The organism is Streptomyces hiroshimensis, from assembly GCF_014650335.1.
Taxonomy (GTDB): domain Bacteria; phylum Actinomycetota; class Actinomycetes; order Streptomycetales; family Streptomycetaceae; genus Streptomyces; species Streptomyces hiroshimensis.
Genome location: NZ_BMUT01000001.1, coordinates 610,832 through 637,651, shown reverse-complemented (window position 1 = coordinate 637,651; position 26,820 = coordinate 610,832). Strand labels below are relative to the sequence as shown.

At 70.3% G+C, this 26,820-nt stretch carries 29 protein-coding genes and 1 pseudogene; 20 read left to right on the top strand and 10 right to left on the bottom strand.

From position 1 onward, the window contains the following. Positions 1-68: 68 nt before the first annotated feature. Positions 69-1,202 (bottom strand): glycerate kinase, encoded by a 1,134-nt coding sequence (locus IE241_RS02600; RefSeq protein WP_229898697.1) that lies wholly within the window; start codon positions 1,200-1,202, stop codon positions 69-71. 132 nt (positions 1,203-1,334) lie between these two features. Between IE241_RS02600 and IE241_RS02595 the strand changes: the two genes are divergently transcribed. Further along, positions 1,335-3,068, top strand: a complete 1,734-nt coding sequence (locus IE241_RS02595; RefSeq protein WP_190019900.1) for a BCCT family transporter — start codon at positions 1,335-1,337, stop codon at positions 3,066-3,068. 43 nt (positions 3,069-3,111) lie between these two features. Here IE241_RS02595 and IE241_RS02590 read toward each other — a convergent pair whose 3' ends face one another. The 3 genes from IE241_RS02590 to IE241_RS34580 form a co-directional block, all read right to left on the bottom strand. After that, a complete protein-coding gene (locus tag IE241_RS02590; RefSeq protein WP_190019899.1) occupies positions 3,112-3,897 on the bottom strand; it encodes an oxidoreductase in 786 nt (261 codons plus the stop codon). A gap of 96 nt (positions 3,898-3,993) precedes the next feature. Beyond that, entirely contained in the window at positions 3,994-4,572 is a 579-nt protein-coding gene (locus IE241_RS02585) for a TetR/AcrR family transcriptional regulator (protein WP_190019898.1), read from the bottom strand. A 135-nt stretch (positions 4,573-4,707) separates the two neighbouring features. Further along, positions 4,708-5,766: a hypothetical protein gene (locus tag IE241_RS34580; protein WP_190019897.1), complete on the bottom strand. Its 1,059-nt coding sequence runs from the start codon at positions 5,764-5,766 to the stop codon at positions 4,708-4,710. Positions 5,767-6,050: 284 nt separating this feature from the next. On the opposite strand from IE241_RS34580, the gene IE241_RS02575 reads away from it, so the two are divergent. The 5 genes from IE241_RS02575 to IE241_RS02555 all read left to right on the top strand — a co-directional run bounded on the left by IE241_RS02575 (position 6,051) and on the right by IE241_RS02555 (position 8,669). After that, the gene (locus IE241_RS02575) at positions 6,051-6,791 is read left to right on the top strand and encodes an SIR2 family NAD-dependent protein deacylase (protein WP_190019896.1); all 741 of its coding nucleotides are present in this window, start codon (positions 6,051-6,053) and stop codon (positions 6,789-6,791) included. A 72-nt stretch (positions 6,792-6,863) separates the two neighbouring features. Further along, a complete protein-coding gene (locus tag IE241_RS02570) occupies positions 6,864-7,154 on the top strand; it encodes a hypothetical protein (RefSeq protein ID WP_190019895.1) in 291 nt (96 codons plus the stop codon). Then, the gene (locus IE241_RS02565) at positions 7,151-7,714 is read left to right on the top strand and encodes a hypothetical protein (protein WP_229898695.1); all 564 of its coding nucleotides are present in this window, start codon (positions 7,151-7,153) and stop codon (positions 7,712-7,714) included. The genes IE241_RS02570 and IE241_RS02565 overlap by 4 nt, the downstream gene beginning before the upstream one ends. Positions 7,715-7,851: 137 nt before the next feature. Further along, a complete protein-coding gene (locus IE241_RS02560; protein ID WP_058042480.1) occupies positions 7,852-8,076 on the top strand; it encodes a helix-turn-helix domain-containing protein in 225 nt (74 codons plus the stop codon). Positions 8,077-8,078: 2 nt separating this feature from the next. Next, complete coding sequence (locus IE241_RS02555; RefSeq protein ID WP_190019894.1) at positions 8,079-8,669, top strand: Clp protease N-terminal domain-containing protein; 591 nt, start codon at positions 8,079-8,081, stop codon at positions 8,667-8,669. Positions 8,670-8,714: 45 nt separating this feature from the next. Here IE241_RS02555 and IE241_RS02550 read toward each other — a convergent pair whose 3' ends face one another. The 3 genes from IE241_RS02550 to IE241_RS02540 all read right to left on the bottom strand — a co-directional run bounded on the left by IE241_RS02550 (position 8,715) and on the right by IE241_RS02540 (position 12,886). After that, positions 8,715-10,121 carry a phytoene desaturase family protein gene (locus IE241_RS02550; RefSeq protein WP_190019893.1) on the bottom strand — a complete coding sequence of 469 codons (1,407 nt, stop codon included), beginning with the start codon at positions 10,119-10,121 and terminating at the stop codon, positions 8,715-8,717. Positions 10,122-10,157: 36 nt separating this feature from the next. Then, on the bottom strand, positions 10,158-10,985 hold the full coding sequence (locus IE241_RS02545; RefSeq protein ID WP_190019892.1) for an inositol monophosphatase family protein: 828 nt from the start codon (positions 10,983-10,985) through the stop codon (positions 10,158-10,160). 113 nt (positions 10,986-11,098) lie between these two features. Continuing rightward, entirely contained in the window at positions 11,099-12,886 is a 1,788-nt protein-coding gene (locus IE241_RS02540; RefSeq protein ID WP_190019891.1) for a gamma-glutamyltransferase family protein, read from the bottom strand. 159 nt (positions 12,887-13,045) lie between these two features. Between IE241_RS02540 and lplB the strand changes: the two are divergent. Then, positions 13,046-13,585 (top strand): annotated as a pseudogene (gene lplB / locus IE241_RS02535) (lipoate-protein ligase small subunit); the annotation flags it as partial. A gap of 148 nt (positions 13,586-13,733) precedes the next feature. Continuing rightward, positions 13,734-15,491 (top strand): recombinase family protein, encoded by a 1,758-nt coding sequence (locus tag IE241_RS02530; protein ID WP_190019890.1) that lies wholly within the window; start codon positions 13,734-13,736, stop codon positions 15,489-15,491. Positions 15,492-15,823: 332 nt separating this feature from the next. Here the strand turns inward: IE241_RS02530 and IE241_RS02525 are convergent, their stop codons facing one another. Continuing rightward, complete coding sequence (locus tag IE241_RS02525) at positions 15,824-16,636, bottom strand: helix-turn-helix domain-containing protein (protein WP_268254344.1); 813 nt, start codon at positions 16,634-16,636, stop codon at positions 15,824-15,826. A gap of 327 nt (positions 16,637-16,963) precedes the next feature. Between IE241_RS02525 and fabG the strand changes: the two genes are divergently transcribed. From fabG to IE241_RS02480, 9 genes are all read left to right on the top strand, one after another. After that, the gene (gene fabG, locus IE241_RS02520) at positions 16,964-17,668 is read left to right on the top strand and encodes a 3-oxoacyl-ACP reductase FabG (RefSeq protein ID WP_190019888.1); all 705 of its coding nucleotides are present in this window, start codon (positions 16,964-16,966) and stop codon (positions 17,666-17,668) included. A gap of 624 nt (positions 17,669-18,292) precedes the next feature. Next, positions 18,293-19,216, top strand: a complete 924-nt coding sequence (locus IE241_RS02515) for a YqaJ viral recombinase family nuclease (RefSeq protein ID WP_190019887.1) — start codon at positions 18,293-18,295, stop codon at positions 19,214-19,216. Further along, complete coding sequence (locus IE241_RS02510; protein WP_190019886.1) at positions 19,213-19,995, top strand: recombinase RecT; 783 nt, start codon at positions 19,213-19,215, stop codon at positions 19,993-19,995. The genes IE241_RS02515 and IE241_RS02510 overlap by 4 nt, the downstream gene beginning before the upstream one ends. Further along, positions 19,995-20,330 (top strand): hypothetical protein, encoded by a 336-nt coding sequence (locus tag IE241_RS02505; RefSeq protein WP_190019885.1) that lies wholly within the window; start codon positions 19,995-19,997, stop codon positions 20,328-20,330. Before IE241_RS02510 ends, IE241_RS02505 begins: the two co-directional genes overlap by 1 nt. 54 nt (positions 20,331-20,384) lie before the next feature. Beyond that, positions 20,385-21,293 carry a hypothetical protein gene (locus IE241_RS02500; protein ID WP_190019884.1) on the top strand — a complete coding sequence of 303 codons (909 nt, stop codon included), beginning with the start codon at positions 20,385-20,387 and terminating at the stop codon, positions 21,291-21,293. Further along, positions 21,290-21,694 carry a hypothetical protein gene (locus IE241_RS02495; protein ID WP_190019883.1) on the top strand — a complete coding sequence of 135 codons (405 nt, stop codon included), beginning with the start codon at positions 21,290-21,292 and terminating at the stop codon, positions 21,692-21,694. The genes IE241_RS02500 and IE241_RS02495 overlap by 4 nt, the downstream gene beginning before the upstream one ends. Next, positions 21,694-22,146, top strand: a complete 453-nt coding sequence (locus tag IE241_RS02490; protein ID WP_190019882.1) for a single-stranded DNA-binding protein — start codon at positions 21,694-21,696, stop codon at positions 22,144-22,146. The genes IE241_RS02495 and IE241_RS02490 overlap by 1 nt, the downstream gene beginning before the upstream one ends. Before the next feature lie 33 nt (positions 22,147-22,179). After that, the gene (locus IE241_RS34575) at positions 22,180-22,494 is read left to right on the top strand and encodes a WhiB family transcriptional regulator (RefSeq protein ID WP_308433610.1); all 315 of its coding nucleotides are present in this window, start codon (positions 22,180-22,182) and stop codon (positions 22,492-22,494) included. Continuing rightward, a complete protein-coding gene (locus IE241_RS02480) occupies positions 22,491-23,306 on the top strand; it encodes a hypothetical protein (RefSeq protein WP_190019881.1) in 816 nt (271 codons plus the stop codon). The genes IE241_RS34575 and IE241_RS02480 overlap by 4 nt, the downstream gene beginning before the upstream one ends. 202 nt (positions 23,307-23,508) lie before the next feature. Here the strand turns inward: IE241_RS02480 and IE241_RS02475 are convergent, their stop codons facing one another. Continuing rightward, the gene (locus IE241_RS02475) at positions 23,509-23,700 is read right to left on the bottom strand and encodes a hypothetical protein (protein WP_190019880.1); all 192 of its coding nucleotides are present in this window, start codon (positions 23,698-23,700) and stop codon (positions 23,509-23,511) included. Between the two features lie 57 nt (positions 23,701-23,757). Here IE241_RS02475 and IE241_RS02470 point away from each other — a divergent pair, with 57 nt between their 5' ends. Both IE241_RS02470 and IE241_RS02465 read left to right on the top strand, forming a co-directional pair. After that, positions 23,758-24,300 carry a hypothetical protein gene (locus tag IE241_RS02470; protein WP_190019879.1) on the top strand — a complete coding sequence of 181 codons (543 nt, stop codon included), beginning with the start codon at positions 23,758-23,760 and terminating at the stop codon, positions 24,298-24,300. Between the two features lie 376 nt (positions 24,301-24,676). Next, positions 24,677-24,874, top strand: a complete 198-nt coding sequence (locus tag IE241_RS02465; protein WP_190019878.1) for a hypothetical protein — start codon at positions 24,677-24,679, stop codon at positions 24,872-24,874. 344 nt (positions 24,875-25,218) lie between these two features. On the opposite strand, the gene IE241_RS02460 is transcribed toward IE241_RS02465, so the two are convergent. Continuing rightward, positions 25,219-26,190, bottom strand: coding sequence for a hypothetical protein (locus tag IE241_RS02460; protein ID WP_190019877.1), 972 nt, complete (start codon positions 26,188-26,190; stop codon positions 25,219-25,221). Between the two features lie 106 nt (positions 26,191-26,296). On the opposite strand from IE241_RS02460, the gene IE241_RS02455 reads away from it, so the two are divergent. Further along, on the top strand, positions 26,297-26,578 hold the full coding sequence (locus IE241_RS02455; RefSeq protein WP_190019876.1) for an HNH endonuclease signature motif containing protein: 282 nt from the start codon (positions 26,297-26,299) through the stop codon (positions 26,576-26,578). Positions 26,579-26,820 lie beyond the last annotated feature (242 nt).

The window sequence follows — 26,820 nt, the reverse complement described above, 5'->3', positions numbered from 1 at the left end:
CGCCGCGGTGCTCAACCCCCACCGGAGGTGCCCGGCGGTGCCGTACCCACGGGCCGTACCGGCCGTGCCTACGGGAGGCAGTCCCCTGCGATCCGTTCCGCGAGGCGTTCCAGCAAAGGCCCGGCAAGGGCCATGCAGCGCTCCGTGTCCGGCTCCAGGTCCGTCAGGGCGTAGGCACGCCCGATGCCCGCGCCCTGGAGCGCGGAGCTCTCCAGGGCCAGGCGGCCGCAGACCGCCACGACCGGGACCCCCCGCTCACGGGCCGCCGCGGCCACCCCCGCGGGCGCCTTGCCGTGCAGGGTCTGGGCGTCCAGGGAGCCCTCGCCCGTGATCACGAGGTCCGCGTCGGCCAGGGCCCCGGCGAAGCCGAGGACGTCGAGCATGACCTCGATGCCGAGCCGGAAGACCGCACCGAGCCCGGCCAGCGCCCCGTACCCGAGCCCGCCCGCCGCACCCGCGCCGGGCGCGCCCGCGAGCGCGCCGCCGTCGAGCACGGCGGCGTAGTGCGCGAGCGCGGCGTCCAGCACGGCCACGTCGTCCGCGCCGGCGCCCTTCTGCGGGCCGTAGACGGCCGCGGCGCCCGCCGGGCCGGTCAGGGGGTTGCGGACGTCGCTCGCGAGGACCAGCCCGGCCGTGCGCAGCCGCGGGTCGAGGCCGGAGAGGTCGGCCGTGGCGAGAGCGGCCAGGGCCGCGCCGCCGGGGCCGACCGGCGTACCGGAGGCGTCGAGGAGGCGCGCACCGAGCGCGCTGAGCATCCCGGCCCCGCCGTCCGTGCCGGCACTGCCGCCGATGCCGAGGATCACCGTGCGGGCCCCCGCGTCGAGCGCCGCCCGCACGAGCTCGCCGGTCCCGTACGTCGTGGCCGTCAGCGGCGCGGGGACCCCGCCGGGCAGCCGCCGCAGGCCGGACGCCTCGGCCATCTCCACGACCGCGGTGCCGCCGCGCAGCGCGAACGCGGCGGTGACCGGCGCCCCCACCGGCCCCGTCACCCGCACCTCGCGGCGTTCGAAGCCGGCGGCGACCGCCGCGTCGACCGTGCCGTCCCCGCCGTCCGCGACGGGCAGCGCCGTGACGGCGAGCGGCCTACCGGCGGCGTCCGCGCCCCGCCGCAGCCCGGCGGCGAGGTGCCGGGCGACCTCGGCGGCCGTCAGAGACCCCTTGAACTTGTCCGCGGCGATCAGCACCCGTACGGCGTCCGTCATTGCGCGCCACCCCTCGCGTCGAGCCCGGCCGTGCCGCCTGGACCCTACCGGGGCGGATCCGCCGTTGCCCATGGCCGCGCGCGGCGTGCCAGTCCGCCCGATTCCGTACTCTTCCGGCCATAGTGGGGCGTCATGAGCACCGATGCACGCGATCCGGCCGACCCGCACTCCCCTGCCGCCGCGGGCGGCGGGGAGGAGCCCCCGGACGCGGCGCTGGTCGCGATCGGCGGCGCCGCGGTGCTCGCGGTCGTCGCGTGGGCGGCGCTCGGCAAGCACTCCTTCGACCACGTGACGAAGTCCGCGCTGAACTGGGTGCTGTCCAACTTCGCCTGGCTGTTCGTCATCGCCGCCGACGTCTTCCTCGCCCTGTGCGTGGTCATCGCCGTCAGCCGCTTCGGCCGGATCCGGCTCGGCCGGGACGACGACCGGCCCGAGTTCGGCAATCTCGCGTGGATCGCGATGATGTTCAGCGCGGGCATGGGCATCGGCCTGATGTTCTACGGCGTCGGCGAGCCGCTCCTGCACTTCGTCTCCCCGCCGCCGGGCAGCGGCATCACGGCGAACACGCCCGCGGCGGCCCGCACCGCGCTGGAGTACTCGTTCTTCCACTGGACCCTGCACCCGTGGGCGATCTACGGCATGGCCGGCCTCGCGCTCGCCTACGCCGGCTTCCGCAAGGGCCGCGGCAACCGGCTGAGCTCGGCCTTCGTGCCGCTGCTCGGCGAGGAGCGGGCGGCGGGCTGGCCGGGCCGGGTCATCGACCTGCTCGCGGTCTTCGCGACCGTGTTCGGCACGGCGACCAGCCTCGGCCTGGGCGCCCTGCAGGTGTCCAAAGGGCTCAACATCACGACGGGCGTGAAGGACAGCACGACCCTGGAGCTGGTGATCATCGGCGGGCTGTCGGCCGCGTTCGTGCTGTCGGCCTTCTCCGGGCTGCACAAGGGCGTGAAGTGGCTCAGCACGCTCAACATCGCGCTGGCCGCCTGCCTGATGCTCTTCGTCTTCCTCCTCGGCCCCACCGTCTTCGTCCTCAACACCATCCCCGCGGCCACCGGCGGCTATCTGCACGACCTGCTGACGCTCGCGACCCGTACGGGCGCCTTCACCGACTCGAAGTGGCTCGGCGCGTGGACGATCTTCTACTGGGCGTGGTGGCTGTCGTGGGCGCCGTTCGTGGGCACGTTCATCGCCCGGATCTCGCGCGGGCGGACGATCCGCGAGTTCCTCGTCGGCGTGCTGCTCGTGCCCAGCGGGGCGACGGTGGTGTGGTTCTGCGTGATGGGCGGGAGCGCGCTGCGGCTGGACATGACGGGCGCGGCCGACATGGCCGGGACCGTCAAGGACGGCGCGGAGGCGTCCTTGTTCGCCCTCCTGGACACCCTGCCCGTGGAAACGCTCACCTCGTGGATCGCGATGGCGCTGGTGATGACGTACTTCATCACCAGCGCCGACTCCGCGTCCCTGGTGATGGGCTCGCTCTCCAGCCGCGGCGCGCTGCACCCGCGCACCTGGCTGGTGGTGACGTGGGGGGTGCTGATGGCGGCGGTCGCGGCGGTCCTGCTGGTGGCCGGCGGGCTGCAGTCGCTGCAGTCGGCGACGATCCTGGTCGCGCTGCCGTTCGTGCTGGTGATGCTGGCGCTGTGCTGGTCGCTGATGACGGAGCTGCGCGAGGACCCGGGCGCGGGCCCGGCCCGTCACCACGCGATGCACGGGCTGCGGGACGCGCTGCGGACGATGGTCGGCGATGCGATGGAGGAGCGGGCCCCGGGCCCGGTGCGCCACCCGCGGCTGCGCCGGGTCGCGGAGGGCGTCCGCGACCGCGACCGCGACGACGATGCACAGGGCGGCGGCGGGGCGCGGGGCTAGACGGGGCGGGGCCGGACGTCGCGGGGCTGGAGACGTCGCGGGGCTAGACGGTCTTCACCGTGCCGCCGTCGATGACGTGGTCGGCGCCGGTGATGTTGGCCGCCACGTCGGAGAGCAGGAAGGTGATGAGCGCCGCGACCTCGCCGGGCTCGGTGATCCGGGGGCTGGCCATGCCGAACCGCTCGGGGAGCTGCTTAAGGAACTCGGCGTGGTCGACGCCGGCCGCGGCGGCCACCTTGCCGCCGAACCCGTCCGGGTCCTCCCAGATCGCGGTGCGGACCACGCCCGGCGAGACGGTGTTGACGCGTACGCCCTTCGGCCCGAACTCCTCGGACAGGGACTTGCCGAAGGCGGTGAGCGCCGCCTTGGCCACGCTGTACGCGACGGGGCCGGCGGCGGGGAGCCGCGCGTTGACCGAGGAGACGTTGACGACGGACCCGCGCCGCTCCACCAGGGACGGCAGGGCGGCGCGGCTGACGCGGACGGCGCTGAGGAAGTTGAGGTCGAGGTTCGCCTGGAACTGGGCGTCGTCGGCGTCGAGGAACCCGCCGAGGACGACCTCGTCGCCGCCGCCGACGTTGTTGACCAGCAGGTCGATCCCGTCGCCGAGCGCGGCGCGCGCCTGCTCGACGAGCGTGCGCGCGCCGTCGGGCGTGCTGAGGTCCACGGAGACGGCCGCGGTGGCGGCCTCCTTCAGCTCGGGGGTGATCGTACGGGCGGCGCCGACGACCCGTACGCCCTCGGCGGCGAGGGAACGGACGGTGGCGAGGCCGATGCCGCGGCTCGCCCCGGTGACGAGGGCGGTCTTGCCGGTGAGGTGGAGATCCATGACGCACGCTTCTTTCTTTACCTATAGGTACAAAATATGGGTACGACTGAGCGGGGGTGCATGCCGGGCACGGCGCGGCCATCGCGCCACGGCCGGTCAGAGCGCGGCGAGCGCCGCGTCCACGATCCGGCCCAGCCGCTCCCGGCCGCCCTGGGCCCGGGCGATGACCCGCATGCCGACGAGCGTCGCGAGCAGCAGGCTCGCCGCCGCGTCCGCATCCCGGTCCGGAGCGAACTCCCCCGTGCGCTGCCCGCGCTCGACGGCCTCCCTGAAGGCGCCCTCGGTGCGCTCGAACATGCGCTGTACGAGGCCGGTGGAGACTTCGTCCCTGCCGCCGAGTTCGGTGGCGGTGTTGACGGCGAAGCACCCGCGGCGGCCGGACGGGCCCAGATCGGTCTCGATCAGCAGCTCCATCGCGGAGCGCAGCAGCGGCCGGACGGGGCCCGGCTGGTCGAGCAGTTCCACCAGCGCCAGCGACTGGGTGTCGCGGTAGCGCTCCAGCGCGCGCTCGAACAGGGCGTGCTTGCTGCCGAAGGCGTTGTAGAGGCTGCCCTTGCCGATGCCGAGCTCGTCGACGAGGTCCTGTGGCGTGGTGGCCGCGTAGCCCTTGCGCCAGAAGACGTCCATGGCCTTGCCGACGGCCACGTCCGGGTCGAACTGCTTGGGTCTTCCCATGGGGAGACCGTATGATTTTTTGACCTGAGGGTCAATTATTTTCGCGAGGCCGGGGACGCGGGGTGGGCGCGCGGCCCCCGTCGCGAGGCGGCCCACCATACCGGGCGGGCCGCCACCGCTCCCCTGCCCGGCAGGTCAGGCCACCGGCTGGCAGACCGCGAAGACCCTCAGGCCGACGGCGGTGGGGCTCGTGTTGTTCACGCCCACCAGATAGACGTTCCCGGTGACGCTGGGGTACGCGTCGACCGTCTCCACTCCGCCGATCCGGCCGCCGGGCTGGAAGTAGCCGCCTCCGGCGATCCGCGTGCCGTCGGGGCACGTGGGGCTCCTCAGCAGCTGGCGCAGGGACCTCGGCGGGACGGTGTAGTCGCGGGCGACGGCCTGCATCCGGCCGGCGGCGCCGGGGACGTCCGGCAGGATCGCGGGGGCGGCCTGGCCTGCAGCGCCGGCGGGCTTGGCAGGAGGGGTGGGCCTGGCTGCGCCGGCGGGCTTGACGGGCACGGAAGGCTTGGCGGCGCCGGTGGGCTTGGCCGCCACGGCGGGCCTGGCCGGCCTGCCGGGTTTGGCGGATCCGGGAGAGCCGGGGCCGCCCTTGCCACCCCCCACGGGAGCGGGCAGGGTCGTCGGCCCCACGATTCCGGCAGGCCCCGTGGCGGCACCCGGCACCTCCTTCGGATCCTGCGACCCTGCGGGACCCGTGGGAGCCGTGGGAGCCGACGGGCCGGGGCCGCCCTTCTGCCCGGGATCACCCTTCTGCCCGGGGCCGCCCTTCTGTCCCTTCTGACCGGCCGGTTCCCCCTTCGGACCCGCCGGCCCGCCGGGGCTCCCGCCGCCGCTCTTGCAGACGGGGACGAATCCGGACACGTGAACGTAGCGGGCGCTCAGCCACCCCCGCCCGTCGGCCAGCCGGTACCAGAGACCGTCCCCGTCCACCCGTCCCCCGGCGGCCTGACATGCGATGAGCACATGCGCCCCGGGCTTGTAACTGCCGACGGCGGGCGCAGAGATCGCAGGACTCTTGCGCACCTTCTGACCGACCCGCGAGATCACTTCACCCGGAACTCCGCCGCCCGCGCCTCCGCCGTCGGCGGACGCCCCCGCGCCCGCCGACGCGCAGAACGCGAACAGCACCCCCAGCACGACGACACCGCGCCCGGCCACGAAGACCCCGGCCCGCCTCTGCATTAGCGACATATCGCTCCCTTCACTCCCAAGGACCCGGAATGGCACAGGAACACAGCCACGGACGCACACCGGCGAGGCGAGTCCGGCCCTTGGCCCGGATGCCGCCTCCGCATTCACCCGCGCGAAGGAGCCGCGGACATACAAAACGACGCCATTGGAATGACGCATGAAAAAGTCGACAAATCACCAGATCGGTGATTGGCTCTCCGGCATCCAACAAAGGGCTCGAAATATCGACAGATCCACAGGAAAACCCGTCGCCGGGCCCGCGCCGACCTGCCTACGCTCGCGCCATGAACACGGCCAAGAAACGCCCTTTGGTGGCGATCCTCAGCGGCGCCGGGATCTCCACGGACTCCGGCATCCCGGACTACCGCGGCCCCGACGGGCTATGGCGCCGCGACCCGGAGGCCGAGAAGCTCGTCACGTACACGTACTACATGTCCGACCCGGAGATCCGGCGCCGGTCGTGGCGGATGCGGCGCGACGGGCCCGCGCTCCGCGCCCGGCCGAACGCCGCGCACGAGGCGGTGGTGCGCCTGGAGCAGTCGGGCGTCCCCGTGCGCGTCATCACGCAGAACGTCGACGGGCTGCACCAGATGGCGGGGATGCCGGAGCGCAAGGTCCTCGAACTGCACGGCTCGGCACGGGCCGTGCAGTGCACCCGCTGCAAGGTCCGCTCCGGCATGGGGGCGGCCCTGGAGCGGGTGGCGGCCGGCGATCCGGATCCGGCGTGCGAGGCGTGCGGAGGCATTCTCAAGTCGGCGACGGTCATGTTCGGCGAGGGCCTGGACCCGGCGGTGCTGGGCGAGGCGGTGGCCGTGACCAAGGCGTGCGAGGTCTTCATCGCCGTCGGCACGAGCCTGCAGGTGCATCCCGCCGCGTCGCTGGCGGGGCTGGCGGCCGACCACGGCGCGCGGCTGATCATCGTCAACGCGGAGCCGACGCCGTACGACGACCGGGCCGACGAGCTGGTGCGCGAGCCGATCGGGACGGCGCTCCTGGCGCTGCTGGAGCGGATCGCCGCGGGATAGCCCGCTCCGGCCGGGCGGAGCGGCGTCAAGGAAAAGTTGACAAAGGGGCGGCGTCAAGGAAAGGTTGACACCATGATCGATTCGCCGCGGCGGCCGGCCGCCCCTCCGTCCACCCCTGCCAACACCGCCCTCGCGCTGGTGATTTGCACCATCGCCCTGATCACGCTCGCCCTGGGGCTCGCCAAGGACCTCGGCACCCCGGCGTTCATCGCGCTGATCGGCGCCGAGCTCGTCCTCACCGCCGCCATGGGCGCCCTCTTCGGGGCGTCACGCACGCAGAGCACCGCCGACGACGAGCAGCGGCAGCGCGACGCGGCGGCCCTGGACGCCCTTGAGCCGCTCCACGGCGGTGAGCGGCGATGAACGAGGCGACACCGCTCACCCCGGAAGAGGAAACCCGCATCCGCGAGGGCATCGCGAGCGCCGTACTCGGCGCTCCCGAAGGGCTCACCGAGTCCCTGGAGCACGACCCGCTGGGCTATCTCCGCCTGGTGGCCGCCACCCGGACCGGCGCCGAGGAGACGAGCCGGCTGCTGCGCGAGGCCGTGCAGGGCGCCCGGGCCGCGGGGCACAGCTGGGACACCATCGGCCGCCTGCTGGGCGTGAGCCGGCAGGCCGCGCAGCAGCGCTTCGCCGCCAAGGGCAGCGCCGTCCCCGAAGCCTCGCCCGAGCGCCGGGTCCTCACCCCGCTGACCGCGTTCAACGAGATGGCCGCCCTCGCCGAAGCGGGCCTGGACCGCTGGGAGCTGGTCGACTTCGGCCCGCTGTACCACGCGGTGGTGGCGTCCGACCGGCAGTGGGAGTACCGCCGCGTCCCGCTCGCGGTCGCCGGGCGCCGGCGGCGCATGGAGGCGGACGGCTGGATCGAGGTCGGCGGCTACTTCCCGTGGAGCTACTACAAGCGCCCGCTGAAGGACGGCTGACGCCCGGCGCCTGCCTGATGCCTGGCACCTGCCTGACACCTGCCTGATGCCTGACGTCTGACACTCCGCCGGAAGCCCACGACCCATCCGTCAACAACGGTTGACACCCTCCCTGCTTGTCATCCAAAGTTGACAGCATGGCCGGAACGGATGCGAAGGACGCGGTCGGCACCACCGAGGCCGCCATGGACAGCGATCCCCATGTGGGGCTGCGCGCCGTCGCCGCGCTGCGACGGCTCGTCGAGCGCCTGGAGGCGCTGCAGGTCGACAGCGCGCGCCGGCAGGGCTGGTCCTGGGAGGAGATCGGGGCCGCGCTCGGAGTCAGCAGGCAGGCAGTGCACAAGAAACACGCCAGGAGGTAGGCATGTTCGAACGGTTCACCCGGGATGCACGTGTCGCCGTAGTACAGGCGCAGGAGGAGGCCCGCACGCTGGGCCATCCGTGGATCGGCAGCGAACACCTGCTGCTCGGCGTCCTCATGCAGGACGGAGCACCGGGAGTCGCCACGCTGGCCCGCTTCGGCATCACGCCCGAGACGTGCCGGAGCGCGGTCGCGCCCGCCGGAGCCCTCGGTACGGACGACGCGGAGGCGCTGCGGGCCTTCGGCATCGATCTGGAAGCCGTACGGGCGCAGGCCGAGGGCACGTTCGGGCCGGGGGCCCTGGACCGGCCCGGTCCGCCGGAGGAGCGGCGGCGGATCCCGCCGTTCGGCCGCCGCCGGAGCGAAGCCGGCCGGCAGGGCCACATCCCCTTCACGCCCCGCGCGAAGAAGGCCCTGGAACGTTCCCTGCGTGAGGCCCTGGCTCGCGAGGAACGCCACATCGGCGCGGAACACGTCCTCCTGGGCATCCTCGACCCGGACGACAAGGTGACGGGCGGCGTCCTGCGGAAGCTGGGGACCGACGCCGTCGCCGTACGGAACGGGATCCTGGCGGACCTGCCGGGCGCCGCCTGAGCGGTTCCCGGCCGGTCCGGCGTCCCCGGCCCGTACGGTGCGCGCCTATCGTGTGCGCAGGCTCCGCCACACCGCCTTCGCCGCGTGGTGCCCGCACATGCCGTGGACGCCGGGGCCCGGCGGGGTGGCGGAGGAGCACAGGAAGACGGCCGGGTGGGACGTGGCGTAGGGCACGCGGGCGAGCTTGGGCCGGATGATCAGGCGCAGGCCCGCCACGGAGCCGATGGCGAAGTCGCCGCCCACGTAGTTGGCGTTGCGGGCGGCCAGCTGCGGGGGGCCGGCCGTGGCGCGGGCCAGGACGAGGTCGCGGAAGCCGGGGGCGAAGCGCTCGATCTGACGCTCAATCACCTCGGTGGCATCGCCCTCCCAGCCGCTCGGCACGTGCCCGTACACCCAGAAGGTGTGCTTGCCTTCGGGCGCGCGGGTGGGGTCGGCGAGGCTGGGCTGGGCGGTGATGAGGAACGGCACCGAGGGGTCGCGGCCCTGGAGCGCCGCGTCCAGTGCGGCGTCGATCTCGCCGTACGTCGGGCCGATGTGGACCGTGCCGGCGCGGCGGGCCTCCTGCGCCGTCCACGGCACGGGGCCCGACAGCGCGTAGTCGATCTTGAAGACGCTGGGGCCGTAGCGGTAGCCGCGGTAGGCGTTGCCGAGGTCCGCGATCCGGGCGAGGGCGGTGGGCGAGGTGTCGAAGACGTAGGCGCGGGCGGGCGGCAGATCGTCCAGGCGCTTGACCTCGAAGCCGGTGTGCACGGTGCCGCCGCACGCGCGCAGGTACGAGGCCAGGGCGTCGGCGATGGCCTGCGAGCCGCCGCGCGGCACCGGCCAGCCGCCTGCGTGCGCGGCCAGCGCGAAGACCAGCGCCATGCCGCCGGTGCCGATGCCGGTGAGGGGGCCGATGCCGTGCGCGGCGAGGCCGGCGAACAGGGCGGGCGCCTTCTCGCCCCGGAAGCGGCGGGTCAGCAGGGACGCGGGTTGCCCCCCGGCCAGGCCGAAGCGGGCGTAGAGGAGCGGATCGCTCGGAAGGCCGTCCCACTGGGTGCGCAGGAAGTCGGCCGCGAGCGTCTCCCACCTGCCGTGGAAGGGCTCGACGAGGCGCCGGTACGCCCCGGCGTCGCGCGGCCCGAGGGAGTGCGCAGTCTCCCCCACGCTGCGGGCGAGGACCGCGGCCGTGCCGTCGGGGAAGGGGTGCGCCATGGGCAGCCCGGGGTGCACCCACTCCAGGCCGTGGCGGTCGAGCGGCATCGCGGCGAAGGCGGGCGAGCCCGCGCCGAGCGGGTGCACGGCGGAGCACGGGTCGTGCCGGAAGCCGGGGAGCGTGAGCTCCTCGGTCCGCGCGCCGCCGCCGATGGCGTCGGCGGCCTCGAAGACCTCCACCGACAGCCCGCGCCGGGCCAGCTCCACGGCGGCGGTGAGCCCGTTGGGCCCGGCACCTACGACGACAGCGTCGAGCATGGTCGGCACCGGACGCCACTCCCCTCGTCCTCGGGATCAGCCGGCGGACGCCAGCAGGTCCAGGATATGACGGAGCGTCGCCTCGTCCCGCGCCGCCGCGAAGGGGAGGGCGTTGCCGCCGGCTATGCGGAAGGGCTCCCCGGCGAGGGTCCCGCTCGCCCCGCCCGCCTCGGCGACCAGCAGCAGCCCGGCGGCGTGGTCCCAGGGGTTCTCCCAGGAGAAGGCGAGGCCGTCGATGACGCCCCGCGCCACGTTGAGGTACTCCAGGCCGGCCGAGCCGCAGGGGCGCGGCGCGACGCCCTCCGTGGAGAGCGCCGACAGGACGCGCTTCTGCTCGTCGTCGGTGAAGTCGTAGTGGGAGATCGCCACTTCCAGGACCTTGCCCGGGGCGGGCGAGCCGGCGCTCAGCGGCTCGCCGCCCAGCCGGGCCCCGGCGCCGCGGCGGGCGACGGCCATCAGGTCGAGCGCGGGCGCGTACGTCCAGGAGGCGAGGAGCTCGCCGCGGTGGGCGAGGCAGACGAGGGTCGCGAAGCCGGGGTCGCCGCCCACGAACTGGCGGGTGCCGTCGACCGGGTCGACGATCCACACGGGCACATCGCCGCCGACGGCGCCGAGGATGCCCGGATCCGCGTGCACCGCCTCCTCGCCGACCACGACCGAGCCGGGCAGCAGGGCCGTGAGGGCGGCGGTGAGGTGCTCCTCGGCGCGCCGGTCGGCGACGGTGACGAGGTCGTGCGGGCCGTTCTTCTGGACGATCTCGTCCGCGGCGAGCTGCCGGAAGCGGGGCATGATCTCGGCGGCGGCCGCCTTGCGGACCGCCTCCTCGACGTCGGTCAGATCACCTGCGAGAAAGTCTTCGAGCATGTGTCCATCGAACCATGCCCCACCGACAATCGGTGGCGGGCCGGCGTCCCCCGGACGACCGCCGGGTGAACGCAGGCCCCTGCCGTCCCCTCCGGGCCCACGGCCCGCCCCCGTCAGCGGCCCACCGCGTACCCCTGCATGCCGCGCGGATTGGCCGCCGCCGACAGCACGCCCGTCCGCGGGTCGCGCGCCACCGCGCACAGCCGTCCCTCCGACCACGGCTCGCCCACCGTCACCCGGTGCCCCCTCCGGCGCAGTTCCCCGATCGCCGTCTCGCCCATCCGCCGCTCGACGACGACCGCGCCGGGGCTCATGGTGCGCGGGTAGAAGGAGCCCGGGAAGGACTCCTGGTGCCAGTTGGGCGCGTCGATCGCACCCTGCAGGTCCAGGCCGCCGCGCACGGGCGGGCGCAGGGCGACGGCGAGGAAGAAGTGCAGCTGCCACTGGTCCTGCTGGTCGCCGCCGGGCGTGCCGAAGGCGAGCACGGGCTCGCCGTCCCGCAGGGCCAGCGACGGGGTCAGGGTGGTGCGCGGGCGGCGCCCGGGAGCGAGGGAGCCCGGCAGCCCGGGTTCGAGCCAGGCCATCTGCAGCCGGGTGCCGAGCGGGAAGCCGAGCCCGGGGACGACGGGGTTGGACTGCAGCCAGCCGCCGCTGGGCGTCGCGGAGATCATGTTGCCCCAGCGGTCGACGACGTCGAGGTGGCAGGTGTCGCCGCGGGTCGCGCCGCTGACGGTGACGGTCGGCTCGCCCGCGCCCGCCGCGGCCGGGGCGGTCCGCTCCGCCGCGGCGACGACGTGCCGGGCCAGGTGCGGGCTGCGGCCCTCGGGGCTGCCGGGGCGCAGGGTGTACGAGGCGAGGTCGCCGATCAGCGCGCGGCGGGCGGCGTTGTAACCCTCGGAGAGCAGGGCCTTCAGCGGGACGTCGGCGGCGTCCCCGTACCAGGCCTCGCGGTCGGCCATGGCGAGCTTGCTGCCCTCGATGAGGGTGTGGACGTACTCCGGGGTGCCGTAGTCCGGCGGCCCGTCGAGCAGGGCGAGCTGCTGGAGCAGGACCGGGCCCTGGGACCAGGGGCCGGGCTTGCAGACGGTCCAGCCGTTCCAGTCGTGGCGCACCGGCTCCTCGTAGCCCGCGCGGAAGTCCGCGAGGTCGTCGCCGGTCAGGGGCGCGGTGTGGCGCTCGCCCGAGGTGTCGAGGGTCGGGCGCGCCGCGGCCGCCACCAGCTCCTCGGCGACGAAGCCCTCGCGCCAGACGCGGCGGGCCGCGTCGATGCACTGCTCCCGGCTGCCGCCCCTGGTCCCGGCCTCGGCCTCGGTGAGGAGGCGGCGCCAGGTGGCCGCGAGCGCGGGGTTGCGCAGGAGCGTGCCGGGGGCCGGCGGGCGGCCGCCGGGCAGATAGACCTCGGCGGAGGACGTCCACTCCGTCTCGAAGATCTTCCGGACGGTGGCCACGGTCCGGCCGATGGCCTCGACGGGGGCGTGGCCGTGCTCGGCGTAGCCGATGGCGTACGAGAGGACGTCGGCGAGCGGCTTGGTGCCGTGGTCGCGCAGGAGCAGCATCCAGGCGTCGAACGCGCCCGGCACGGCGGCCGCGAGCGGACCGGTGCCGGGGACCAGGTCGAGACCGAGAGACGTGTAGTGCGCGATGGTCGCGCCCCGGGGCGCCGGGCCCTGGCCGCAGAGCACCTGCACCGGGCCGCCCGCCGGCGCGAACACGGCGGGCACCTCGCCGGCCGGGCCGTTCATGTGCGGCTCGACGACGTGCAGGACAAATCCGGCCGCGACGGCGGCGTCGAAGGCGTTGCCGCCGCTCTCCAGTACGGCCATCGCGGACTGCGAGGCCAGCCAGTGGGTGGTCGACACCATGCCGAAGGTGCCCTGCAGGGTGGGCCGGGTGGTGAACATGGCGTCCAGGAAGGCAGATCCTCCCGCCGGTGCGCAATACCGCCTGCGGGGGATCCGCAGGCCGTCCGTCCGAGGGCCGTCCGCGCAGGGCCCGGCGTTACGGTTGATTCCGCCGCCGGCAGCCGGGCCGGCCGGGGAAAACAAGCTGGAGGATGCGCCGTGCACGGTGAATACAAGGTGCCGGGCGGCAAGCTCGTCGTCGTCGACCTGGACGTGGCGGACGGGCTGCTGCGCGACGTACGGGTGGCCGGGGATTTCTTCCTCGAACCCGACGAGGCGCTCCTCGACATCGACCGGGCCCTGGAGGGTGCGCCCGCCGACCTGACCGCCCCGCAGCTCGCGGCGCGCATCGACGCGGCCCTGCCCGAGGGCACGGTGATGTTCGGCTTCACCTCCGAGGCGGTGGGCGTGGCGGTGCGCCGCGCGCTGGCCCAGGCCACGGACTGGACCGACTACGAGTGGCAGCTGATCCACGACGGCCCCCAGTCCCCCGCGCTGCACATGGCGCTGGACGAGGTGCTCACCGCCGAGGTGGCGGCCGGGCGGCGGCCGCCGACGCTGCGCGTGTGGGAGTGGGGCTCCCCCGCGGTGGTCATCGGCAGCTTCCAGTCGCTGCGCAACGAGGTGGACCCGGAGGGCGCGGAGCGCCACGGGATGACGGTGGTGCGCCGGATCAGCGGCGGCGGGGCCATGTTCGTCGCATCGCAAAGGCACTACAGCACCGCGGCCTAGTGATCTTTCGCCACGACCGCGAATTGATCATTACGGATATCATTTAAGTCTCGGTACTTAGGGATTTGCGTCCTGCGACGAGGGAGAAATCAGTTCCCCTCGTAACGTCAAGGACGTGAGCACCACCGTGGTACCTGCGCCTGCACCAATACGCCTGCGCCCCGCCGATACTGACGGCATTCCAGCGACCTTCAAGCGCAGGAAGCGCGGAATCATCTACGTCCGCGTATCGCAGGCACGAGCTGACATGATCAGCCCGGAACTCCAAGTGGGCCACGCCCAGGCGCTGGCCGACGCCAATGACATCGAAGTCATCCATGAGCCGATCATGGATCTCGGTGAATCGGGTCGAGAGTTCGAAGAGCGCAAGATCGAAGAGATCAAGCAGATGGCTCGGGACAAGGAGTTCGACGTCCTGATCCTCTGGATCTGGTCGCGCTTCGGCCGAAACCTTCGCGAATCGCTTCAGCACCTTGACGCATTGATGGACTACGGCGTCGAAGTACGCGCAGCGAAGGAAGACTTCGACGGCAAGACCACAATCGGCAGATTTGCCATCGCGCAGATGCTGAACATTGCCGAGCTTGAGTCGAACCAGAAGGCCGACATGTGGCGCGACACGTTCGAGCGCCGCAGGAACAAGGGCCTTCCCCACTCAAATCGCGGGAAGTTCGGATACTACCGCTGTCTCACCTGCCCGAAGTGGGAGTTCGGCAAGAAGCTCGAAACGTGCCCAAGGTGCCGTCCTGGCATCCTGAACGTCGATCCGGTAACCGGCCCCGTACTGGCCCAGATGTACCGCGACTACGCAGCAGGCATATCGGTCCGGAAGATCGTCACCAACCTGAACAGGCGCGGCTTCACGACGTTCGTCGGCAAGCCCTGGACATCCGGCGACCTCCACGCCACGCTCGACACCGGCTTCGGCCTCGGCTACGTGCGCTACCTCATTCCCGAACTCGGCCACAAGGTCATCACCCGCGAGGACGGCAGCACGAAGAAGAAGCGTGTCAACCGCCAGCGCGACATCACCGCATACCTCTACTACGGTGGCGCGCACAAGGCCGTCATCGACGACCCGGTGGAGTGCGAGAAGCTGTGGGACGCATACACGAAGCGCCGCATGATGCAGAGCAGCAAGCACTTCAGCTCCAACCAGGCCCGCTACTCCCTGTCGAGCCTTCTACGGTGCTTTGGATGCGGAGGACGGATGCAGACCGCCCTGCGGAACAAGAAGTACCGTCGTCCGCTCATCGATGGCCTGCCGAACCCGCTGGACGTCACCTTCCGCTGCGCCAACCACATCGACAACAAGTCCTGTCCGGTGAACGGCGTTTACATTTCTCTCGCCGTGGCTGAGAAATGGTTCCAGAAGTGGCTGGCACAGGAAGCCACCATGGATGCTGAGACGTCGAGGAAGCTCACGGCACGGATGGCAAAGATTCGCGCCCAGGGCGACGAGAACAGCGACTTCCTGAAGCGGTTGAGTCAGATCGAGGCCCAGCTCACGGACATCCGCCGCGAGGAGGACAAGCTGACCGATGCGGTCCTTGAGGAGCTGATCTCCAAGGATGCAGCACGGCGCAAGCGGGCCGAGCTTGAAACGCAGAAGGGCGCCCTCCTCAAGGAGAGCGCCGATCTGCAAGACAAGGTCAAGAACGTGCCGAAGGTGATCGAGCGACCGGACCAGCAGCGGATTGCATCGGCCCTTGAGGTCTACTCCGTGGCCGGGCAGGCAGATCGGCGAGAGCTTGTAGGCAAGTTGGTCAGGGAGATCCGGGTCTACCCAGGGAAGGACACCGAAGGGAAGATCGAGGTCTACTCGCTGTGGACCTCCCCGCCGCCACGGATCAAGCCGGCACTGGCTGCGTAGGTACGGCCTGGCGAGCAGTCAGCTCGTCTTCGTACTGCACAGCGAGTACTGCCACCAGGTTCCAGAACTCGTCCATGCAGTCCTCTCGGGTTCGAACGATGATGTCGCGGTCCATTCCAGTCCTTTTCGAGATGACGAAGAGTCGCGAGGTCCGGCGTCAACGCAGAGAGGAAAACCGCGGACATACTATGAACCTCACGTAGCCACAACCTACTTGCGTAGCCCCTGGGGACCAAGGACGGTTACCGACGTCACAATCGGCAGCCGAGATGGCGCTGAAGTGGCACACCGATACGCCGGACACCCTAAGCGGGTGTCCGGCGTTCCTAGCTTCAGTTGGCCGTGGGCACGAGACCCGGAACAGGCACCGCGAACCGCTCGTTGTCGCATTCGTCGGCAGGGACGACGGCCATCATGCGGTAGCGCGGGTCACGCATAGGAGAGAAGCAGAGGAAGATGACCTCGAACTCCTTGTCGTGGTGATGGGGCAGGTAGACCCTGCGCCGGGATCCATCCGGGTGGACCTTGGCGAGACTCTCGTCGTAGATGCGCCGTGCGACGTCGTCCTTGCGCACTTCATCCACGACCTCCCGAAGGCGGGTGTTGTTCGGGTCGTCGCGCATGGCGAGGTGCAGTTGCGCCGCCATGGGGCGGGCCCAGGTCGTTTCCCAGTCCACGAGCTGAAGGCGTGCCTCCTGCCGGGTGAGAGCCCACAGCATGACGTTGTCGCCGTGCGGCATCCAGCGCCACTGCTGAGCAGCGGCTTTGTTGTGGATGTGGACGTCCCATTCGGGCCCGGAGATGTAGCAGGGGTAGGGCTGCATGAGGACGAACTGGGCCAATGCCGGGCCGATGATGGTGGTGTCCATCTGCGGGCCCGGCGGCGGGGTCCTCCCCACCGTGTAGGTGTAGAGCGTCAGCCGCTCGTCCTCGGTGAGGCGCAGCACCCGGGACACGCAGTCCAGGAACTCATCACTGAAGGGCGTGGGTACACCCCGTTCCAGGTTGCTGTACCAGCGCGCGGAGAAGCCGGTCAGCTGGCCGACATCTTCCTGCGTCAGCCCGCGGCCCCGTCGCCGGCCGTACCGCGCGGTGAAGCCTGGAAGGTCTTCCGGATCCACACGCTCACGCCAATGTCTCACCATCCGCCCGACGGCTATCAGGTCTTCGTTTCTCACTTCGCACCCTCATGTACATAAAGATCAATGAGGTGGCTGCCATGACGATCTCCGATGATCGCTCAGCCCCCAAGATGCTTCGGCATTCAACGACTTATTTCCAGTCGGTGCCTGAGGCAAGTATCCGATGTTAACTCATGAGTACTACGAAGCGCGGCGGATAAGATCACCAGCACTCTCTGTGCAGGCTTAACCGGAACCGAACAGTTCCGGAACTACTTAGTTCCAACCTAGGCGTCAAAAAATCAGGCAAAGTAGGAGTCAACAGCGGGACTACTGCAAGGAGTCATCGGCGTGAGCCGTTCTGTCTTCATCACCGGGGGGAACCGGGGTATCGGCCTCGCCATTGCGCGTGCCTTCGCCGCCGCTGGCGACAGTGTCGCCATCACTTACAGGTCCGGGGAGCCGCCCGTCGGCTTTCTTGCCGTGAAGTGCGACATCACCGACCCGGAGCAGGTCGAGCAGGCGTACAAGGAGATCGAGGAGAAGCAGGGACCGGTGGAGGTCCTGGTGGCCAATGCCGGCGTGACGCGGGACCAGCTCCTGTTGCGCATGTCGGAGGAGGACTTCTCCACCGTCATCGACGCCAACCTCACCGGCACGTTTCGGGTGGTCAAGCGGGCGTGCAAGGGCATGCTTCGGGCCCGGAAGGGACGCGTCGTTGTCATTTCGTCCGCGGTCGCACTGCGCGGTGAAACCGGACAGGCGAACTACGCGGCCTCGAAGGCCGGTCTCGTCGGCTTCTCCCGGTCCCTCGCCCGGGAACTGGGCTCTCGGGGCATCACCGTCAATGTCGTTGCACCCGGCCTCACTGACACGGCCATGAGCGGTGCCGTCGCGGAAGAGCGGCGAGCTGAGATGCTGAACCAGATTCCCCTGGGGCGCATCGGTCAGCCCGATGAGATCGCCGCCGCCGTGCGCTTCCTGGCATCCGATGACGCCGCGTACATCACGGGCGCCGTACTGCCCGTCGATGGCGGTGCAGCAATGGGCCACTAGGACCCCGCAGAGATCTTTTTCGGTGCCAGGCCGCTCAATGGCGTAGGAACCTACGGCCCGGCACCGCCGTCACATGACCCGCGAATCCGAAGACCCCGGTCACCGACTAGATCCAGAGCAAGAGCCCCGAACCCATGAGAGGTGATTCTGTCATGGGCTCTCGCCGGGCAAGGACGGGCCCCTTCGGTCGGGCCCTGGTCTTCGTGGCCCGCTAACAGTGCGGCTCGCTGCACGTTAGGGAATAAAGTCCTTCCCTTAACCGACCTTCGACACGTCATTCCGAAGTCGTTGGTCCTCCCCCGGCTCTACTGTGCACCATCGCCCCATTGCGTGAATGCGCCGACGACTCAACGTCAATGCTCCGCAAGCGATAGCAGCAAGCCACCTCCTAGCTCCTTTCACCTTCGCGCGTTCCGCGCGCTATTAGGCATGCCCAAATGACACGAATCCCTATCCGCATCTCCGCATATCCAATGCCCAATCACGCAGTCGGCGGTGGTCGTATATGACCGCCTGGACGATCGTGGGCCTCGCCATCCTGGGCGCCCTTGCAGCGGCATGGCTGGAGCACACGACAGACGTGCCCGGCAGCCGACACCGCCGGCGCAGACGCGGTGATGCCCGGTGACCGCTCCTGCTATCCAGGCCGCTCGACTGCTTGGCGCCTTCGCCCCCGGCACGCCGGAGTGGACGGAGGCCCGCTCGGGACTGGTCGTCACGGCGACGGAGGCCGCTGCGATTGTCGGTCTGTCGCCCTGGCGGTCCCCGTTCTCCCTGTGGCACGACAAGGCCGGCACGCTGCCGGTCGACGAGGTGCCGCCCACGGCCGCGATGCAGTGGGGAACCCGTCTCGAACCCGCCATCGCCGACGTTTTCGCCGAGACCCACCCTGACGTGCTCGTCCACGAGACCGGCACGTGGGCGAACCTCGCCCGGGACTGGCAGCGCGCCACCCCGGACCGCATCATCACGGCGCCCGACGACCGCCCGCCGGCGCTGCTGGAGATCAAGACCAGCCGATACGGCGACGGTTGGGGCAAGAGCGGCACGGATCAGGTACCGGTCACCTACCGGTGTCAGGTGGTCTGGCAGCTCGACACCCTTGGTCTCGACGTCGCCCACGTCGCCGTGCTGGTCGCCGGCCAGGACTACCGCGAGTACACGATCCGGCGGGACGAGGACGAGGCGGTCTTCCTCCGGGAACGCGCCGCCGCGTTCCTCGACAGCGTCCGCGCTGGCACCCCGCCGCCCGTCGACGGGCACGCGGCCACGTACCGCACCATCCAGCTCCTCCCGGGCGCCGTCGAGGACACCGTCGCCGACATCGCGCCGGACGTCGCGGAGACGTACCGGCGGGCCCTGGCCGACTCCCGCCACGCGGAGGAGGGCAAGCGGGCCGCAGCGTCGGCCGTCCTGTCCGCCATGGGCACCGCCCGGCGCGCGGAGTGCGCCGGCCGGAAGATCGCCACCCGCGCCGTCCGGGACGACGGCAGCACCCGCGCCCTCATCCCCCACGCCCGACTCCTCACGGAAGAACTCGCCGCATGACCAGCCCCATTCAGAACGCCGTGGCCGCCCGCCAGCGGCAGCAGCACGCGCAGGTGACCTTGGCCGACCAGGTGGAGGCCATGCGTCCGGAGATCGCCCGCGTCTTGCCGGCGTGGGCCCAGACGGACGCCGACCGCATGGCGCGCGTCGCCCTCACCGTTCTCCGGCGCACGCCGAAGTTGCAGCAGACCATCCCGGAGTCCTTCCTCGGCTCCCTGATGACCTGCGCGCAGCTCGGCGTGGAACCAGGGCCCTTGGGCGAGGCGTACTTGGTTCCCTACGGCCGCGAGTGCACGTTCGTCCTCGGATACAGGGGCATGGTCAAGCTGTGGTGGGCGTCGCCCATCGCCAAGACGCTGGACGCCCGCGTGGTGTACGAGGGCGACGTTTTCCGCCACGAGTACGGCCTTGCGCCGTCGCTGGTGCACCGGCCCGCCCTCACTGGCCGGGGGCGCCCGGTGGCGTACTACGCCGTGGCGACGACCACCCGGGGCGGGTCCGCGTTCGTGGTGCTGCCGCCGGAGGAGATCGAGCGGCACCGCAAGCACTCGCGATCCGCCGATTCCGGCCCGTGGCGCGACCACTACGAAGCCATGGCCAAGAAGACGGCGGTCCGGGAGCTGTTCAAGCTCCTGCCGACGGGAACGGCGCTGTCCCGAGCACTGGCCCATGACGGCACGGTGCGCACCGACCGCAGCCCCGATGCCATCGACGCCTCCCCGGATCTGCCGGAGGTCATCGACGGCGAGGTCATCGAGCAGGAAGCGGAGGCCGCGTGATGGGCACGCTGCATGAGTTCCGCGCGGAACGGCGCGCCAACGGCCTGTTGGAGCGCATCCGGGCCGCCGCCGACCGGGAACAACTCGCCCTGGTCCAGGCCCTCATCCTCGACCACGCGCTGACCGTCCCCGAATTCTCCGCCAACGACTTCCGCGGCCGTCTTCCGGCTGACCTGCCTCACGGGCTCCTTGGTGCCGCCGTCCGCGGACTGGCCGCATCCCGGGCCATCACGAACACGGGCCGCACCGTGCCCTCCACGTCGCCGGACACCCACGGCCACCGCATCGCCGTCTACCGGCTGACCGCCCCGCACATACAGGCGGAAGCCGCATGACCGCCGGCCTGCCGCACCCTGCTGACCACCCACGAGACCAGAGAGGAAACCCCCGTGCCCTGGGTCCGCCTGGACGACCGATTCCCCGCGCACCGGAAGGTGGCGACACTCACGGACCGCGCCTTCCGCCTGCACGTCTCCGCCCTGTGCTGGTGCGCGGCGAACCTCACGGACGGACACATCAGCGACAAGGAACTGCGTCTTGTGGCGCACGTGCGCGGCATGACGGCGACAGCACGGCAGCTCGAAGACGCCGGGTTGTGGGTGCGCGTTGAGGACGGCTGGATGCTGCACGACTTCCACGACTACCAGCCCACCGCCGACCACGTCCGCGCGGAGCGCGAACGCAACGCCGCACGTCAGAAGCGGTTCAGGGACCGCAAGAACGCCCCCTCGGACTCCTCGGAGGAGTCGGAAGACCCCCCGCGTAACGGGGTCCGTAACGGCGTTACTAACGGCGTGAGTCACCCCGTGACTAACAGCGCCCCGTCCCGTACCCGTCCCGTACCCGTTCCCGGTTCTATCCCTGGCGGGATAGAACCGTCCCCCCTCCCTCCCCCCGAGCGGCCACGTGCGGACGCCCCCGGCGTCCCGCCCTTCGCGCAGGCTCTCGCCGACCAGCTCGCCGCCGCCGGGTGCCATCTGCAATGGCGGACGGACAGCGACGACCGCCAGGCCCTGCGGCGTCACCTCGACCGCGTCCCCGTCCCGCGCCTGGTGGATGCCGCCCGCCGGGCGTGGAACCCGGCCAACCCGCCGAGGTCCATCCGCTACCTGATCAAGGTGTGGGACGGCACCCCCGATGCCCCCGCCGGCTCCCCGAACGCACCGGTCCGGCTGCCGGTCCTCGACCGGCAGCAGCAGGCGAGCAACGACCTCTTCGACCGCGCCATGGCCCGCGCCCGCGCCCGCATGGCGGCTGCCGAAGCGGCGCCCGACACACCGAAAGCCCTCACCGCATGACCCCCGACGAAACCGTGATCCTCACCCGCTACCTGCGGGCCCTGTGCCCCCAACAGCGGTTCGACGAGTTCACCCCCGATGCCTGGCACGACGTCCTTGGCCCCTACGCCCTCGGCGACGCCCGGCAGGCCGCCGCCGCGATTGCCGCCCGGCAACCGTTCGTCAGCCCGGCCGAGATCATCACCGAGATAGGCCGGTCCCGCGCCGCCCGCATCCGCCACGTCCACGGCCCCGGCCAGTCGCCGGAGATCCCCGACGCCGACCCTGACGACGTCACGGCCTACCTCGCCGCCCTGCGCGCCCAGCGCACCCGCGCCGCCGACCCCACCGCCCGCCGCCGGTCCGTGCGCGAACTCCTCGCCGCAACCGGCCGCCCCGTCCCGAAGGGAATCGCCCGCTGATGGCCACCGACACCCACCTGACCGCCACCGGCAACCTCACCGCCGACCCGGTACTCCGGTTCACCGGCACCGGCACCGCGGTCGCCTCTTTCACCGTCGCCTGCAACGACCGCCGCAAGAACCCCACCACCGGCCAGTGGGAAGACGCCGGCACCCTGTGGGTGCGCTGCACCGCCTGGGACCGCCTCGCCGAAACCGCCGCCGACCAGCTCACCAAGGGCACCCCCGTGACCATCACCGGCCACCTTCGCCCCGACGACTACGAGCGCGACGGCATCAAGTACACCGGTTTCCAGGTACAGCTATCCGGCATCTCCCGCCCCATACGCCCCACCAGCGCCGCTAGCGCCTCCACGCCGGGCCCAGCCGCCCCCCGCTGGCCCTCGGGCGCCCACGAAGCCGCAAACGGCCCGCAGACGGCCGTACAGCGGCTCGGCCCCACGCCGTTCTGAACCACCCATCCCGCCCCACCCGGAAAGACCCTCGTGCCCTTCCCCATCAAGATCACCCCGCCGCCCTACGTGCCCAGCACCGACGAGGCGCGGTTGCCCTGCACCGATGCGCCGGACCTGTTCTTCCCGCCCGACCGGCCAGAGCGCCAGAAGGAACAGCTCGAACGCGTGGCTGCCGCCAAGGCCCTGTGCTTCCGCTGCCCCGTCCGCACCGCCTGCGGCGACTGGGCCCGCGACCACCAGGAGTGGGGCATCTGGGGAGGCCACACCGAGGAAGAGCACGGCTACCGACCCACCACCGCACGCCTCAAGACCCGCAGCACGGACCACACCAAGGCAGCAGCGTGACCCGCCACACCGCAAGCACCATCACCGACAACGCACTCGACGCCCTGTACGCCCGCCTCGACGCCTACGACCGCCACGACGCCCCACACGACATGACCGCCGGCCGCCGTCCGGGGGCGATCGAGGAAGAGCGCCCCGCCTGCTGCATCTGCCCCCGCCTACTGTGGGCCGACGAACAGCACCGGTACGCCTGCCGACCGTGCGAACAGCGCATCACCAATCACCTTGCACAGCTCCCCGGCCTCGTGCAGGACCTCCACAGCCTCCTGCTGCCCGGCAGGCACACCGGTGAGCCCACCCACCGCAACCGCGTCAGCACGACCCCGGCCGCACCGCTCCGGCTCGACGTCCTCGACGTCATCACCACCGCGACCGCCACCCTCGACAGCTGGCTCCGCGACTGGCACGAACACCTTTCCTGGCACGCGCCCGCCTACCGCAAAGACCCACTCACCGAAGCCGCCGCCGCGCTTCGCACCAACACGCCCTGGGCCGTCGAACGGCACCCGGCGGTGGCGGAGTTCGCGACCGAAGTCGCCGAGCTGCACCGCACGGTGACCGGGCTCCTCGACCCGGCCAAACGCGCCCGCCGTATCGGCCACTGCCCGGCGCCCGGCCCCGACGGGCAGCAGTCCTGCGGCGCCGTCCTGCGCTACACCCCCGGCGCAACCACCATTACCTGCCCGTGGTGTCGAAGCGCTTGGGACGCCATAGACCTCGCCGCCCTGATCGCGTTGCCTGAGCGAGAGTCCATTCGAGAGGGAGACTCCGGTCATTCCCAGACACGGCACACTGTCTACACCCATATATGACATTGGACTCCAAGCGAGGGTCAAACACCTTCTTTAAAGTTGACTGTCAACCCTATTTGCATAAGGTCACCCCTTCGAGGGGTTTCGCTGCTGACTATCGCCACTCCTCATACAAGCTGACACCCTGAATGGACGGGATGGAGCCCCTCAGTTGCGACGGGCTTCTTCCCGACATTTCACGGTTCGCTCGGGGGTGACAATGTCAGATGACGCTCAAGGTGGGGGCCAGCCGGACGGAGACGGACCTTTTTGGAAAGGCGCGAAAAAGAAGGTACTCGCTGGAATCGGTGCAGCCGTTGTAGCTGTTATCGGCTTCGTTGTGACGCAAGTAGGGACCGACGTCAAGGACAAAGTCTTTGGCGAGCCAACCGGGATTGACGTCGACGTCGAGCAAGGTAGCGACTGTAATTCTTCCGGCTGGATCTACCCGAACAGCCCCGACAGTGAGCGCATGAACACCCCTCCTGGAGCCGGCAAGCGCATCCAAGGTATGACCTGGGATCAGGATCCGGATGCTTTCGGTGCCGTCCCTGCCGGCCCGGTCAAGCTGCACATGGCAGTGACCACCAAAGCGGTGAGGTCGGCCGTCATCCTGAAGAGCCTCACCTTCCACCTCGTAGAAAAGAAGACGCCGGTTGAGGGTACGCACGTCAACCTCGGGCGCGCTTGCGGCAACGGGGCGACCTACCACTACGGTGTCATCAATTTCGATAAGGATGCGCCGTATTGGGTCACGCGGCCTGCGCTGCCAAGCAAGGAGCGCTCAGACGAGCTCAAGTTCCCGTACAAGGTCACATCAACCGACCCTTCCGTCCTGCTCGTTACGGTGATACCGAGCGGGTACTGCAAATGGGACGCAAAGCTCGAATGGACGGACGGAAAAACGTCGGGAACCTACGTGATCAACGATCACGGGCACCCTTTCGAGACTGCTGAGATCCAAAAGAAGGTCCGGTCATTCGAATGGGTGGGCGGCAAGAGGAATGAAGTCTGAGCGGTTCGGGATCAGGGGAAGTTGGCCAGTAGCACGGACATATCGGCGGCCGCAGATCGCCCACTCGGCGGCACTCAACAGGCCGGGCGCCGCTGCCTAGTCGAAACAATCGCGGACCCTTGCCCGGGGATGGACAAGGGCCCGCGCCGTGGGGACGGAGCGCCACTCCACCGGCGCCCCGTAACCAGAACCCTAGGACCGTCGCAGAGCTGCGAGTGATCGCCCAAACGAGGCTGTTTGGGGTTTCTCTGGCCTCGTGTCACACTCGTCAACAGCGCCCCCCGTATGCCCGTTCGGGGGTAAGTGATCACCAGAAGGCCTCGTTGGCCCCTCCGCCGGCGGGGCTTTCGGCGTACCCGGGAGGAAGCAGGCGCACGTGTCCCCGACGCCCCCACCGATCATCTGCGACACCGTCGCCGCCGCCCAGTACGTCAGCGTCACCCCGTCCGCCGTCCGCCAGTGGATCCGACGCGGCCACGTCGAGCGCAGAGGGTACGACCACGCCGGCCGCGCCCTCGTTGACCTCCGCGAAGTGCGCACCTACCTCACCGACCGGAAGCATTCGACCGCATGACCCACCGCGCCCACACCGCCGCCCGTCTGCGGGGATGGCCAGGTCCCGCCGCCATAGAGCCCCCCGCACTGCGCCCGGGGAAGCCGGTTCGACTCCGGCCGGGACCACAAGGGAGTCCGCACCGCCCACTAGTAACCGGTCCTCGGCCCCGCTGCCGAGGGCGAGCCGAACGGGGCTGCAAGCCCGTGCGGACTCCCCACGCCCGCCTGACCCAAGGGAGAGGTGCGCGGCCAATGTGCGGCGTCCGGCCGCAGTTATGCCGCAGAGATCCCGGTTCGAACCCGGGGGCGGGCACCACAAACCCCACCGTCACCACCCCGCCTGTAAAGGACGGTTCCTCCCTTTCAGCGGTCCCAAATTTCGTCCGGATAGCCGTTCTTACCGGGGCCGATGCGACATAGAGTGCCTACTTCGCATGCATAGAAGTGCCTATAGTTCCTTTGCTTATAGATTCGCCCGGGGTTCCGGAACGGCTTTCCGGTAGACGTTCCGTCGGATCGGACAGTCAGCTTGGACGCCTCTCCCTCACTGACTAGGCTCACTACGAGTTCCCAATCGTAGTCCCATGTAAGGCTGGTCACCTCGATGTGGAACGCCAGCCTCTCGTCAGTCTTGAGGGTTACGAGACGCTTGGCGAAGTAGGGTGTCCCTGCCTTTCCATCCTGGTCTACGTTCCTGAGCCTGCGGTCCTCCGAGTCCAGGTCGATGACGCCACCTTCAACGTCTGCGGCGCCACCATGCGGCCCTAGGATGAACCCCTCCTGCGTCGAGGGCTTTTGGGACAGGATTTTCGCCTTGATGTCTGTGACTTCGACAGCGTCCATCCGGTGACCCGTCAACGTGAGGCGCACGAGCTTGCGTGACCCGCAACGATCAGCAGCCTCACACGTTTCAATAACCTCAATCGCCCCAACGCTTTTAGTGAACTCGCGTAGGTGTTGCCTCCCCGGCGGCAGACTCGCCAGCTTCCTCTCCGCACTGGGACTCAGTGCGCGATCGAGGATCCAATCCGGATCCCTCGCGCCCTCCCAATCTTCGGAGACGGCGGAGAGTACTGGTGGCTTTGCCGCGAGTTCCTTCTTCTTTGCTTCATCCGCGCCCTTTTGTTCCTCAGCCCCCTGATTCTGGCCTAGAAGAAGCGTCAGGCCGACGGTAAGAGCGGAGATCACGGCCGTGCCGACGAGGCCCCAGAAGGTCTTGGATTTCCAAAGCCTTCTAATAAATGGACTCGGAGGCGCTGGGGGCGGCGGAGACGGATCACCGCCGGGTGGATCACCACTGGGATCATCTGGCGGGACTGGTGAAGGCTCAGACACGTAGACCACCCCCCGTCCAAGGGTAGCCGTTGCTTTATCGCCAGGTTGGCCAAAACTGCGAAATGGGGCAGGACTTGAGCCGAGTCAGCAGCTAGGAGGATCAGTGATGACCTGGAAGACCAGCAACCGCAAGGCGCGGCTACCGTCCTCCTGGTCCACCATCCGAGCTCGCATCCTTGCCCGCGATCCGGTGTGCCGGATCTGCGACGTCCGCCGATCAACCCAGGTGGACCACATCAAGGCGATGACCGACGACCACCGCGACCACGCCCTCCAAGGCATCTGCTACCCCTGCCACGCGCAGAAGAGTGCCCAGGAAGGCGCCGCCGGACGAGCCCGCCGACCTGACCGACGACGCCCCGACGACGACCACCCCGGGCGACTGTAGTAACGCTCCGTAACTACCCCTCTGGGGGGGTGCCCCCCTCCCTGGCATCGCCCCAGGGCGATGGGCAATGCACTCGCCCCCGTGTACGGGTATCAGAGGCCGTGAAGCCCCCTCTTGGACTGCGTTGCCCCTGCATCACGCACCCTGCCGTCACTCAGGGTGGCCTGCCGAGGTCGTGAGGCAACGCGCGGAAGACCGCCCGCCTGGACGAGTGCCCCGCCACCCCCGGCGGCCATATGGGA